Origin of the sequence: Bacillus sp. MT(2024) (genome assembly GCF_036362845.1) — a bacterium.
GTDB lineage: Bacteria > Bacillota > Bacilli > Bacillales > Bacillaceae > Bacillus > Bacillus velezensis.
Genome location: NZ_CP143632.1, coordinates 906,922 through 919,110, shown reverse-complemented (window position 1 = coordinate 919,110; position 12,189 = coordinate 906,922). Strand labels below are relative to the sequence as shown.

Genomic DNA, 12,189 nt, shown 5'->3' with positions numbered 1-12,189 from the left:
TGAATATTTTTAAGGGAATTAATTAAAACTTTTAATCAGAGGAGTGCATCTATGGATTTTAAATGGCTTCACACCTTCGTCACCGCGGCAAAATACGAGAATTTCAGAAAAACGGCGGAAACGCTTTTTTTATCTCAGCCGACCGTCACCGTTCATATAAAATTATTAGAGAAAGAAATCAGCTGCAAGCTGTTTCAGCGGAGCGGCCGGAAAATACAATTGACGGAAGAAGGAAAAGCATACGTGCCGTTTGCCATGAGACTTTTGGAAGACTATGAAAACAGCATGGCGGAGCTGCACAGGGTGCGCCAGGGCTACTCGCACACGCTGACACTCGCTGTTTCGCCGCTTATCGCCGACACCGTTCTCCCGTCTGTCATGAAGCGTTATACAGAGGACAATAAAGAAACCGAAATGACGGTCACCATTTTCGAATCGGAAGAAATCGCCTCTCAAATCAGAAACGGCTCAGCCGATATCGGACTGAGCTGCTTAAAGGTGCAATCATCTTCCCTCACTTGCCGTCCCCTGTACAATGACCCCGTTGTCCTCGTCGCGCCACCCGGCCGAAAACCCGGGACAGGGAAGACGGATGAAGTGAAAGACCTGTTCGGACAATATCTGCTTTTGACCCATAACCATCCTGACTATTGGGATGATTTGCTCCGCCAGGTCAGAATACAGTTCCCTTTCGTCAGAACAATGAAGGTGACACAGACGCATATTACGAAACGATTTATTAAAGAGGGGCTGGGCGTCTCATTTCTGCCGCTGTCAGCGGTACGGTCCGAACTCGCCGCAGGCAGCATGATTGAAATTCCGTGCGAATTCGCCCAGATGCCGAGCGCGGGCGCGTACGCCATCGCCCTCTATGAAAATGAAAAAAAGAAAACCTTTTTAGATTTTTTATCACATTTTCATTTTTAGGTGAAACAAATGGAGCTCTGCCCCGTCTAAATAAAAAACCCGTTCGGATGAACGGGTTTCTCTCACTGCTAGAATCTTTTCGCGCCCAGGTAGCGCGGCTTCCAGTAGCTGTTATTCAGATCACTTGTTGTGACGCCGTCAGAACCGGCATGGATGAACTTATTGTTTCCGATGTACACACCCATGTGTGAAGGGCCGGCCTGATATGTTGTAAAGAAGACGAAGTCTCCTCTTGACGGGCTGGACACGCTCTTCATTGAGCTCCAGTATCCCGCAGTGCTTGTTCTGCCGACACTCGTCTGTTTGTTTAACAGGTACCAGATAAATCCGCTGCAGTCAAAGCCGGAAGTCGTTGTTCCGCCCCATACATACGGCGTGCCGATTAAAGATTGCGCATCAGAAATCAGCTTGTTTACATTCAGGCTCGTCTGTGCAATATTATGGCTGGATGAAGGCTTCTTTGATGACGAAGATCCTGAAGACGTTGAACCGGAAGTTGATCCTTTTACTTTAAGCACTTGCCCGATGCGGATCAGGTCCGTTTTTAAACCGTTTAAACTTTTTAATTGGTTTACCGTCATTTTATATTTATTCGCAATTTTCCAAAGGCTGTCGCCTTTTACGACTTTATATGTAGACGATGATGACTTGCTGCCCGAATTTGAACCTGAAGATGATTTACCGTTGATCGAAAGCGTCTGACCGATGTAAATGATATCCGATTTTAATTTGTTCTCAGATTTAATGGAATTAATTGACGTTCCATACCGATTTGAAAGTCCCCATAATGTATCGCCTTTTTTTACCTTAATCGTTTGCGCAGACGCCGCGCCCGCAAACAAAGTCGTCCCCAAAACCACTGCCGTTGTTGCTGTAACAAGTTGCTTTTTCATATTTTCCTCCCCGAATGATTCTATCTATTTTATGTGTCTCTTTTTTAAAGTTTTTATCTGTTTCCTATTATAAGGTTCAATTTCCACTAGAAATAGACTTGACTTCCCGTGACAAATTTCTTACTAATTCGTTTTTGAAAAAAATTTTTAAGGGTATTAAATATTTCAATTTGATTTCAAACGTGACGAAAAACGAGTCAATTTGTCATGTTTTTTTCCTGTGATCCTCGTATTTTGGAAAAACAAAGCAGTTTACTTTCCAAATAACTCCTTGTTAAAAAAATCCTCGTCTTTTTCAAAAAAGTGAATGGTTTTCACCCTTTCTTGAAAACATAAGTTACACCGGAATTTACATTTCTAACAATGTTTCACCTGAAATTTACAGGAGAAACAGGCGCTCTTTACAAACACCCCCTACCATTAGACATGCAGACACGATTAAAGGAGGACGAGTGAGAATGAGTCTATTTAAACAGGTTCGATCAAAACTTCTGCCGGCGGCAGCCGTATCCGTGCTGACAGCCGGTCTGATTGCGGGCGCGGGGTTTCAGCACTCTGAACAGGCTGCGGCAAAAAAACAGCCTGACAAAAACGAGATCAGAAACGTCATCTTCATGGTCGGCGACGGAATGGGCGCTCCCTATATGAACGCCTACCGTTCGGTCATTAACAAAGGAAAGCCTTCGGATGGTATGAAACTGACGGCATTCGACCCCAATCTCGCCGGTATGATGATGACTTATCCTGACGATCCTGATTCCAATATTACCGATTCCGCGGCGGCTGGCACGGCAATGGCTACGGGCGTGAAAACGTATAACGCGGCGATCGGAGTCGATAAAAAAGGAAAGCGGGTCAAATCCGTCCTCGAAGAAGCGAAACAAAGAGGGAAATCCACCGGACTTGTCGCAACTTCGGAGATTGCCCACGCCACCCCTGCGGCATTCGGAGCCCATAACAAATCCCGAAAGAACATGAATGACATCGCAAGCAGCTACTTTGATGACCGCATCAACGGAAAACAAAAAGTCGATGTGCTCCTCGGAGGCGGCAAATCAAACTTTATCCGTAAAGACCGCAATGTAACAAAGGATTTCAAAAAAGCGGGATACAGCTATGTGACATCAAAACAGGAGCTGAAAAAAGATCGTAACAAGAAGATTCTCGGCCTGTTTGCCGATGGCGGACTCGACAAAGCAATCGACCGGTCAAACGCCGTCCCTTCATTAGAAGACATGACAACGGCGGCGATCGACAGGCTGAACAAGAATAAAAAAGGGTTCTTCTTAATGGTCGAAGGCAGCCAAATAGACTGGGCGGGACATGACAATGATATAGTCGGCGCAATGAGTGAAATGAAGGATTTTGAAAAAGCATATAAAGCAGCGATCGCATTTGCCAAAAAGGACAAACATACGCTTGTCGTTGCCACGGCTGATCATACCACCGGCGGATTGACGATCGGCGCGAATGACGATAAAAACTGGCATGTTGAACCGATTCTTGCCGCCAAGAAAACCCCGGCATTTATGGCTGACCAAATCAAAGCGGGCAAATCCGTATCTTCCGTGCTTGCGCGTTTTACAGACCTGAAATGGTCAAAAGCGGAAATCAAACAGATCGAAACGGCCGCAAAACAGGATACTGACAAGAGCGTCTACAAATCGATCATTAAGCTTTTTAATGCGAAAACCAACAGCGGCTGGACAACCGGCGATCATACGGGCGAAGAAGTTCCCGTTTACGCATACGGTCCGGGAAGAGAGTCATTTACGGGGCTTTTAAACAACACGGACCAGGCCAAAAAGATTTTTCACATCCTGAAACACGGAAAATAAAAAAGGATGCGGGGGTTTCCCCGCATCCTTTCTTCTTTTACAGATATCTCCGGTGCACTCCTTTGCCGTCATACGAGAACATCACTTCTCTGTCTTCAAGAACAGATTCGATGTGCACGCTCCTGCCCCACAGCTGGTACAGATACGGCAGCACTTTCTCCAAGTATTTCAGATCAAGCTCAATTCCCTCATACCAATGTTTAATATAAAGCTCATTATTCTTCAGGTAATCCCCGTCATTGACGGTCAGATAAGGAAATCCCCCGTTGACCCGCATGTTCACGAGCTGGTCGCGCACGGCCTTCCATTCTTTGTCGATCACTTTATAGTCCCTGCCCTGCTTTTGGAATAAATACAAATCCTCACGCATGACGAGATCTTTCGTCAAATAATTGCGGATAAACGATATATCCGATTCAATTTCCCTGACCTCAAACATTTTCTCACGGCCGGACCCGGGCTTTACCCCTGTTTTTTTCATTTCATCTGTCGGGTTGTCATAACGCTCTTCGATGTCTTCAAAAATTTTCAGTCCTAAATAATACGGATTGATTCCCGTTTTTGACGGTTGAACGACGCCTGCGTTCAGCTTCGCAAATTCGATGGCTTCATCTGAAGTCAGGTCAAGCTCACGGATAATCCGCTGATGCCAATAGGATGCCCAGCCTTCGTTCATGATTTTCGTTTCCAGCTGAGGCCAGAAATACAGCATTTCTTCTCTCATCATGGTTAAAATGTCACGCTGCCACGGTTCAAGCTCCCGCGAATGTTCTTCGATAAACAGCAGAATATCTTTTTCCGGCCGGGGCGGAAACGGTTTTTTCCCTTTTTTCTTTTTCACCTGCTTCGGCTTATCCATTCCCCATAAATCATCGTAAGGCGATGCCGCGGTTTCTTCTTCGTCCTCCTCTTCGTCATCGACGCTCCACAGCAGCTTCGGCCTGACAAGCGACGGATCGATATGCTCCTGAATCGCCAGAATGGCATCTAAAAAGGACTCCACCTCTTTTATCCCGTGAATTCTTTCATAATGCTTAATCCGCTCCGCCGCAGCCGCCATACTCTCAACCATGTCCCGGTTCGTATTTTGAAAGCGGCAGTTATTTTTGAAAAAATCACAATGGGCAAGAACATGGGCTACAATTAATTTATTTTGGATCAGCGAATTGCTGTCCAGCAAAAAAGCGTAGCAAGGGTTGGAATTAATGACAAGTTCATAAATTTTGCTCAAACCGAGATCATAATGGAGTTTCATCTTATGAAATTGTTTGCCGAAACTCCAGTGGCTGAATCTCGTCGGCATGCCGTACGCGCCGAATGTATAAATAATTTCAGCCGGGCAAATTTCATATCTCATCGGGTAGAAATCAAGGCCGAAACCCTTCGCAATATCGGTTATTTCCTCAATTGCCCGCTGTAAACCTTTTGTCTCCTCCGCGTTCAAGCGAATCCCCCCTACTTGGACTTATTTATAATGTATGACTCCTCCTCTCAAAAGATGAAATAACAGGCCGGTTTCCGACTGAAAACTTTCGGCACATCCGCCCCGTTTGCTTTATATGTAAGTGGGTAAAACACACACCATACCCCAAAAAGAAAAGGAGCGATTCTACTTGAATACAGCAGACATGCTTACGACGTATCTCAGCAAACTCCCGAATCTGATCATTGCACTGCTCGTCCTGCTTATCGGCTGGGGCATTGCCAAAATCATTGAAAAAGCCGTATACAAAGGCCTGCAAAAAACAAAAATCGACGACAGGCTCTTTGCCGAAAAAAAGCCGGCGCGCTATTCCTCAGAAAAAGTCATCAGTAAAGTCATTTATTTTATCGCATTAATCATCGTTTTTATTTTATTCTTTAACATTCTGCATCTGACAACCGTGGCTTCGCCTTTTGTCAGCATGCTGTCGGCGATAACGGCGGCTGTGCCGAGCGTCTTAAAAGCCGGCTTGATTCTGCTCGTGGGCTGGGCGGCCGCTTCGCTTTTCAGCTATCTCGTCAAAAAAGCGGGCATGAAACTCGCTGAAAACGCCCGGCTCAGAAAATGGACAATGGTGTCTGAAGAAGCGGAGATGAGCAGATCCGTTACGGCCGCTTCACGAATCGTTTTTTACTTCGTCTTGCTCTTGTTCCTGCCCGGCGTCTTGTCCGCTCTCCAAATCAGCGGAGTATCAGGGCCGTTTACAAATATGATCCAAAGCGTTTTGTCCTTTATACCGAAATTATTCGCCGCGGCGCTGATTGTTTTAATTGGCTGGCTTGTTGCCCGTCTCGTCCGTGATATCGTCACAAACTTTCTGGCGAGTATCGGCACGGAAAGGCTCGCCGCACGTATGGGGCTTTCTATTTATCTGAAGGATACGAGCCTGTCGGCAATCATCGGAACGATTGTCTACGTGCTGATTTTCATTCCGGTGATTATCTCTGCGCTTGACCGGCTTGATGTGGCGGGTATTTCTGAACCGGCGTCAGCCATGCTGCACACGGTCTTCACAATGCTACCTAATATCATCATCGGTATTGTGCTGATCATCGCCGGCATCTGGGTCGGAAAATGGGTCAACAGCATTGTATCCGGGCTCTTGCACCGGGCCGGTTTCGACTCTCTTCTCGGTAAAATGGGCTTTGAACAGGCGGGCACCCCGAAGCTGACGCTTTCTCAGACGGTCGGCATGATTGTTCAGATCATCATCGTCCTGCTCTTTACGGCAGAGGCGCTGCAGCTTGTTCATCTCGAATTTCTCGTCGTTATCGCAACCGGTATTATCGCTTACCTGCCTAATGTTCTGGCCGCTGTATTTATTCTCGGAATCGGACTTTTGGCCGGACAGCTCGTCAGCAGGCTGCTTGCCGGCATGCTGAGCGGAAAGGAATTCAGATTCCTGGCGCCGCTTGCGAAATATACCATTATCACTCTCTCAATCTTTATGGCGCTGGATCAGCTCGGTGTCGCCGACACGATCGTAAATGCCGCGTTTATTCTGATTCTGGGCGGTTTCGCGCTTGCCTTCGGACTTTCATTCGGGCTTGGCGGAAAAGAATTTGCCTCCCGTTATCTCGCAAAATTGGATCGCAAAATTGAAAAACATCAATCGGCTGACGATCGTAAGCCGCCGATGTCTTAACGAAAAAAACGTGTGCTCAGAAGGAGCGCACGTTTTTTTTGAGTTAAGGGGGCAAATTCCTTTTTTTTCATTTTAGATTCATATATGATAGACTGTAACAGAAGCAAAATCTCTTTTTTCGAGGTCATTCTATGAAATTAACGAACTATACCGATTACTCTTTACGCGTTTTGATTTTTTTGGCTTCCAGACATTCCGACGAACTTTCCAACATAAAAGAAATCGCAGATACTTATTCCATCTCTAAAAACCACCTCATGAAAGTCATTTACCGTCTCGGCCAGCTCGGGTATGTCGAAACGATCCGGGGCCGGGGAGGCGGAATTCGATTAGGAATGACACCGGAAGACATAAACATTGGAGAAGTCGTTCGAAATACAGAAGACGACTTTAACATCGTAGAATGCTTTGACTCCAAAAAAAATCTCTGTATCATATCTCCCGCCTGCAACTTAAAGAACCTTCTGAATGAAGCCCTGCAAGCTTACCTGGCCGTTTTAGACAAATATACGTTAAGGGATCTGGTCAAAAACAAAGAGGAGATTATGAGACTGCTCAGAAGCTGAAGGAATGTCCGCATTCCTTCTTTTTTTATGCCGGCATAAGAAAAAAGGACTATTTCTATTAATATGATAAACGATTGCAGACAAGTGCCGATATAAAGATTATCATTACTGATATCCTCACCTTGCGGCTGCAACGAATGGGGATAGAAAAATTATCGCAGGAAAAGGGAGATTCACTATGAAAAAAAAGGTAGCGGTCGGTTTGACTGCATCTGCGATCGTCGGGTCTGCGTTAGCTGTAACACCGGCAGAAGCACAAACGATTAAGGTTAAAAGCGGAGATTCATTATGGAAGCTTGCCCAAAACTACAATACAAGCGTGGATGCCATTACATCAGCGAATCATCTAAAATCCACCGTTATTTCTATCGGGCAGACGCTCACCATCCCTAACGGCAAATCAGATTCCGGCAGCAAAAAGCCATCTTCAAAGAACAGCGGCACGACTAAAAGCGTTTATACAGTGAAAAACGGCGATTCGCTGTGGCTGATCGCATCTGATTTTAAAATGTCCGTACAGGAACTGAAAAAATTGAACGGTCTGACAAGCGACTTAATCCGCGCCGGACAGAAGCTGCAAGTGACGGGGAAAGTTTCCTCAAGCACCGATCAGAAAAAAACCGCGCCGGGCAGCAGCTCAAACAGCAGCAAAAATCAGTCATCATCTTCCGGGACCTATAAAGTAAAACTCGGCGATTCCCTATGGAAGATCGCAAACAGCGTCAATATGACCATTGCGGAACTCAAAGTATTAAACAACTTAAAAACGGATACGATCTACGTAAACCAAGTCCTGAAAACAAAAGGAACGTCTTCTTCGGGAAACACGCCGTCAAAAGACAATTCAAACCAAAATAAAAACCAGACGCAAACGTCCTCCTATACAGTAAAAAGCGGAGACTCACTCTGGAAAATCGCAAACGCATACAATATGACGGTTCAGCAAATCAGAAGCATCAACAAACTGACGTCAGACATGCTGCGGGTCGGACAAGTGCTGAAGCTGACCAAAACGTCTTCTTCCGGCTCTTCGTCTTCACCGTCAGCTCCGAACCAGTCCGGAAATACAGGGAAAACCACTACATATACCGTGAAAAGCGGGGATTCTTTATGGGTGATCGCCCAAAAGTTCAATGTAACCGCCCAGCAGATCCGCGAGAAAAACAATCTGAAAACAGACGTTCTTCAAATCGGACAGAAGCTGACGATTACCGGGCAGCAGACAAACACGACACCGAATCAGTCCGGCAGCACAGGCGGCACAGGTTCAACAAGCGCGAAGATTAATGTAATGATCGATGCCGCAAAAGCTCAGCTGGGCGTACCGTATGTATGGGGCGGGACGACGCCGAGAGGCTTTGACTGCAGCGGTTTCATTTATTACGTTCTCAATAAGGTCACTTCAGTATCCAGACTTTCAGCCGCAGGCTACTGGAATACGATGACATCAGTCAGCCAGCCGGCGGTCGGTGACTTTGTCTTTTTCTCAACTTATAAAGCCGGACCTTCCCACGTCGGTATTTATCTCGGGAATGGCCAGTTTATAAATGCCAACGATTCGGGTGTCGTTATTTCCAGCATGAACAATTCCTATTGGAAACAGCGCTACCTCGGCGCAAAACGTTTCTTCTGATATCTGATAAGCTGTACGGCCGCATAAGGCTGTGCAGCTTTTTTACAGTCTGAAAATATTGATGCTGATCACGTGTTTTGTTACGGGATGGAAATACACTTCAGCACGGGATGAAAACGTTTCTTTTGCGGTTTGCACCGTTACGCGAAACACGTCTTTCGTCTGTTCCCTGTTCACTTTTGTACGGCCCATGTACGAATAATCGGTAAGCTCGGCCCCCTTGTATTCACGTTCAAGCTGGTTCCATGCGAGCTGTTCCCATTTTTCAACTGACGGATCGAGGTGTTCTGTATGCCCTTTTTCAGCGATAGAGGCAATGAGAATGCCGCAAAACAAGAGGGCAAGCGCAAATGGAAGGGATTTCATCTTTTTGTTCTCCTGAGTCGTTTTTTGTCAATCTTAGCGTGTCCAAAGAAGAGACGGATATGCGGTTTTATTTTATGTCTCCCTCATATTGCTATGCCGCAGTGATAAGGACACCAAGTTTTCCCCCGTTGCATCCGGGCTTCGGCGGCATAAACTAACGGAGAACTTCTCATTGAAAGGAGAAGCGTAAGATGGATCATGCCGATTATGATAAAGCCTTGTATTACACACACCGGTCTCAATGGGACAATTTATTAATTTTGATGGTTCGTACAAAAGATGATTTATTATCAAAGCGTATTGAGCACTTTCTGCACGCGTATCATTTCGAATACGATCATGCGGTGCTTGAAAAAGAGCTGTATTCCCTACTCGGGTATATTGATCATGCGACAGAACTCGCTTATGAAGATCAATTAGCCATGCTGACATAAAACAATCCCGGCGTCAGACGCCGGGATTTCTTGTGTTTGTGAACATATTCAGCTCTTCGATCATGTCTTTCAGGCTGACCGCCATATCCTCAGATACGGTCCGGCGCTCCATGTCGATGTGAATCGGGTCTAAGACCAGCTGTTTCGGGATGACATTTGCATAGACGCCCCGCATGACCGTCCGCATATTCGCCAGCGCGTTCATGCCTCCTTTTCCTCCGCCAGCCGCGGCAATGATGGCCACCGGTTTGTATGCCCAGTGATCGCTGCTTAAAAAATCGATGGCGTTTTTTAAAGCGCCGCTCATGCCGCTGTGATACTCGGGAGATAATAAGACGACGGCCGCCGACTTTTTCACCTGCTGCCTTAACTTTTGCACTGAAGACAGCTCGTTCTGTTCTTCTTCACCGTTATAAAGCGGCAGTTCACTTTCGCTCAAATCAATAAAATCGGTATGAAACCGATCTCTGATATAAGAAGCGGCAATTCTAGTCCGCCCGTTTTTTCTCGGTGTGCCGCTGATCACTAATATGCTCATGATTTTACCGCCTTTCCAAAAACATTATATTTTACCGCATACAATGCCGCCTGCGTCCGGTCGGAAAGATTCAGCTTTGACAGCAGGTTGGACACGTGGGTCTTCACTGTTTTTTCTGAAATAAACAGGGCCGCCGCAATTTCCTTATTGCTTTTTCCTTTGGCTATTTCTTGAAGAACATCTTTTTCACGGGGGGTCAGCTGATAATATTTTTCCTTATCCTGATTATCCTGAACCATATGGGTCAGCACGTGAGGCACAATATCCGCCGACAGCCGGTAACGTCCGGAATACACTTCCCGGAGCGTTTTCACTAAATCATCGGGCTGAGCGTCTTTCAGCTGATACGCTTTTGCGCCGGCTTTAAGGGCGGGAATGACGTGCTCCTGATCAGAATAGCTCGTCAAAACGACGATACTGATGTCCGGAAATCGTTCAGCCGCAATTTTTGCCGCTTCAATGCCGTCCATATCAGGCATTGATAAATCCATCAGAATGATGTCCGGCTCCGTCTTTTCAGCTTGATGAAGCGCTTCAGCACCGGTGGACGCCTCACCGACAACTTCAATGTCTTCCTGAGTGGCGAAGAAATAGCGCAGTCCTTTGCGGACAACATGATGATCATCAGCAATCACAATTTTCATCAATCAGACCTCCTGTCCCGAAACGGAAGCCGAACGGAGACAATCGTTCCGGCGCCAAGCTCGGATTGCAGTGTAAAGCGGCCTCCGATCGCTTCAGCCCGCGCTTTCATGCCGGCCACGCCGAGCGATGGGAGCACAGCATGCGCATCAGAGCTGAAGCCCGCTCCACGGTCGCTAATGTGAAGCTCAGCGTAACCCGGCTTTTTAACGGCGGAAATGATAACCCGGTCCGTTCCCGCATGCTTTTTACAGTTATTCAAGGCTTCCTGGGCGATCCGCCAAAGCGCGTGTTCCTGTTCATCCGTAAGCTCCAGCTCATCCTCCGTTTCACAAACGGCTTCCAGGCCGATAAGAGCGGCGTAGCTTTTGATCGACGCATACAGCCCTTTCGTTAAGCTTTCCGGCTTCAGCTGCCAAATGAGCGCCCTCATTTCTGTTAGCGCATCCTGAGACAGCTCTTGAATAAACGTAATCATCTGCCGGAGCCGATCATCATCTGTAAAGCTCTTTGCGGCTTTTGCCGTTAAGCTGACAGAAAACAGCATCTGATTGACGGAATCATGCAGGTCTTGCGCAAGTCTGCTTCGTTCCATCAACAGGGCGTTCTGCTGCTCAAATTCGGCCAATTTCATCCGCTGAATCGCCGTTCCGATTTGAAATGCAACCGCTTCAAGCAGATGCAGTTCTTCTTCGTTGAAAAATGTCTTTTCACTTGCGGCGACGTTTAATAAACCGAACTTCCGGCCGCCGTCCTCAAGCGGTACGGTCGCATGATGGGTAATGCCCTCCGTATCGCGGCAGTTCGTCGTCTGTTCCGCAAATTCAATCCGTTTACAATTCATTATGTTTACGGCCTTTGTCAATCCGCCATTGCTGAATTTGGTCAGACAATAGCATTCCCCGCTGCACATGAGTGCATTTTCCCGCTGACCGAGAGCCGGCGGTAAATAAGCGGATGCGGCGAGCGTATAAGACCCGTCCGGCTCAATCAGAAAAATCCACCCTGTCTGCAGTCCGGTCAGGCTGAGCAGTTCGCGGAGCACTTTATCAAGCGCTTCCTTTAAATCGTGGTTTTGGTTTAAGGTTTCCGCAATCGCTTTTAACGTTTTTAACGTTTCTACCGTCGTTTTCGTCAATTTCCCTCACTCCGGCCAATCAGAATTATCCATATTATATCAATTCTTTTCTGTATATTCCTTTGTTTTCAGCATGAATTTTCCTC

Annotated in this window: 12 protein-coding genes; 6 read left to right on the top strand and 6 right to left on the bottom strand. The window is 46.6% G+C overall.

Annotated elements, in window-relative coordinates; genetic code table 11:
- Positions 1 to 51: 51 nt before the first annotated feature.
- Entirely contained in the window at positions 52 to 927 is an 876-nt protein-coding gene (locus VP472_RS04745; RefSeq protein WP_146276422.1) for a transcriptional regulator CitR, read from the top strand.
- Between the two features lie 68 nt (positions 928 to 995).
- On the opposite strand, the gene VP472_RS04740 is transcribed toward VP472_RS04745, so the two are convergent.
- Positions 996 to 1,820, bottom strand: a complete 825-nt coding sequence (locus VP472_RS04740) for a C40 family peptidase (protein ID WP_070081564.1) — start codon at positions 1,818 to 1,820, stop codon at positions 996 to 998.
- 458 nt (positions 1,821 to 2,278) lie between these two features.
- Here VP472_RS04740 and VP472_RS04735 point away from each other — a divergent pair, with 458 nt between their 5' ends.
- The gene (locus tag VP472_RS04735; RefSeq protein WP_146276420.1) at positions 2,279 to 3,658 is read left to right on the top strand and encodes an alkaline phosphatase PhoA; all 1,380 of its coding nucleotides are present in this window, start codon (positions 2,279 to 2,281) and stop codon (positions 3,656 to 3,658) included.
- A gap of 37 nt (positions 3,659 to 3,695) precedes the next feature.
- On the opposite strand, the gene VP472_RS04730 is transcribed toward VP472_RS04735, so the two are convergent.
- Positions 3,696 to 5,102, bottom strand: coding sequence for a SpoVR family protein (locus VP472_RS04730; RefSeq protein WP_060562081.1), 1,407 nt, complete (start codon positions 5,100 to 5,102; stop codon positions 3,696 to 3,698).
- A 169-nt stretch (positions 5,103 to 5,271) separates the two neighbouring features.
- On the opposite strand from VP472_RS04730, the gene VP472_RS04725 reads away from it, so the two are divergent.
- The 3 genes from VP472_RS04725 (at position 5,272) to VP472_RS04715 (ending at position 8,985) form a co-directional block, all read left to right on the top strand.
- Positions 5,272 to 6,786 carry a mechanosensitive ion channel gene (locus VP472_RS04725; protein WP_146276418.1) on the top strand — a complete coding sequence of 505 codons (1,515 nt, stop codon included), beginning with the start codon at positions 5,272 to 5,274 and terminating at the stop codon, positions 6,784 to 6,786.
- A 131-nt stretch (positions 6,787 to 6,917) separates the two neighbouring features.
- Complete coding sequence (gene nsrR, locus VP472_RS04720) at positions 6,918 to 7,352, top strand: nitric oxide-sensing transcriptional repressor NsrR (protein WP_007610306.1); 435 nt, start codon at positions 6,918 to 6,920, stop codon at positions 7,350 to 7,352.
- Positions 7,353 to 7,530: 178 nt separating this feature from the next.
- Entirely contained in the window at positions 7,531 to 8,985 is a 1,455-nt protein-coding gene (locus VP472_RS04715) for a peptidoglycan endopeptidase LytF (RefSeq protein ID WP_071392053.1), read from the top strand.
- 42 nt (positions 8,986 to 9,027) lie between these two features.
- Here the strand turns inward: VP472_RS04715 and VP472_RS04710 are convergent, their stop codons facing one another.
- On the bottom strand, positions 9,028 to 9,351 hold the full coding sequence (locus tag VP472_RS04710; protein ID WP_003155332.1) for a DUF3889 domain-containing protein: 324 nt from the start codon (positions 9,349 to 9,351) through the stop codon (positions 9,028 to 9,030).
- A gap of 191 nt (positions 9,352 to 9,542) precedes the next feature.
- On the opposite strand from VP472_RS04710, the gene VP472_RS04705 reads away from it, so the two are divergent.
- A complete protein-coding gene (locus tag VP472_RS04705) occupies positions 9,543 to 9,785 on the top strand; it encodes a YhdB family protein (RefSeq protein ID WP_003155335.1) in 243 nt (80 codons plus the stop codon).
- 13 nt (positions 9,786 to 9,798) lie between these two features.
- Here VP472_RS04705 and VP472_RS04700 read toward each other — a convergent pair whose 3' ends face one another.
- Genes VP472_RS04700 through VP472_RS04690 form a run of 3 tightly spaced genes read right to left on the bottom strand, consistent with a single transcriptional unit; the run spans position 9,799 to position 12,103 of the window.
- Positions 9,799 to 10,323 carry an NADPH-dependent FMN reductase gene (locus VP472_RS04700; RefSeq protein ID WP_102422642.1) on the bottom strand — a complete coding sequence of 175 codons (525 nt, stop codon included), beginning with the start codon at positions 10,321 to 10,323 and terminating at the stop codon, positions 9,799 to 9,801.
- Positions 10,320 to 10,967, bottom strand: a complete 648-nt coding sequence (locus VP472_RS04695) for a response regulator (RefSeq protein WP_070081558.1) — start codon at positions 10,965 to 10,967, stop codon at positions 10,320 to 10,322. The genes VP472_RS04700 and VP472_RS04695 overlap by 4 nt, the downstream gene beginning before the upstream one ends.
- The gene (locus tag VP472_RS04690; RefSeq protein WP_094247111.1) at positions 10,967 to 12,103 is read right to left on the bottom strand and encodes a GAF domain-containing sensor histidine kinase; all 1,137 of its coding nucleotides are present in this window, start codon (positions 12,101 to 12,103) and stop codon (positions 10,967 to 10,969) included. Before VP472_RS04690 ends, VP472_RS04695 begins: the two co-directional genes overlap by 1 nt.
- Positions 12,104 to 12,189: the final 86 nt, after the last annotated feature.

What these genes read in the sequence shown, in the direction of transcription:
- VP472_RS04745 (WP_146276422.1), top strand. Translation starts at nt 52, where the DNA reads ATGGATTTTAAATGGCTTCACACCTTCGTCACCGCGGCAAAATACGAG.
- nsrR (WP_007610306.1), top strand. Translation starts at nt 6,918, where the DNA reads ATGAAATTAACGAACTATACCGATTACTCTTTACGCGTTTTGATTTTT.
- VP472_RS04700 (WP_102422642.1), bottom strand. Translation starts at nt 10,323, where the DNA reads ATGAGCATATTAGTGATCAGCGGCACACCGAGAAAAAACGGGCGGACT.
- VP472_RS04710 (WP_003155332.1), bottom strand. Translation starts at nt 9,351, where the DNA reads ATGAAATCCCTTCCATTTGCGCTTGCCCTCTTGTTTTGCGGCATTCTC.
- VP472_RS04715 (WP_071392053.1), top strand. Translation starts at nt 7,531, where the DNA reads ATGAAAAAAAAGGTAGCGGTCGGTTTGACTGCATCTGCGATCGTCGGG.
- VP472_RS04705 (WP_003155335.1), top strand. Translation starts at nt 9,543, where the DNA reads ATGGATCATGCCGATTATGATAAAGCCTTGTATTACACACACCGGTCT.
- VP472_RS04695 (WP_070081558.1), bottom strand. Translation starts at nt 10,967, where the DNA reads ATGAAAATTGTGATTGCTGATGATCATCATGTTGTCCGCAAAGGACTG.
- VP472_RS04740 (WP_070081564.1), bottom strand. Translation starts at nt 1,820, where the DNA reads ATGAAAAAGCAACTTGTTACAGCAACAACGGCAGTGGTTTTGGGGACG.
- VP472_RS04735 (WP_146276420.1), top strand. Translation starts at nt 2,279, where the DNA reads ATGAGTCTATTTAAACAGGTTCGATCAAAACTTCTGCCGGCGGCAGCC.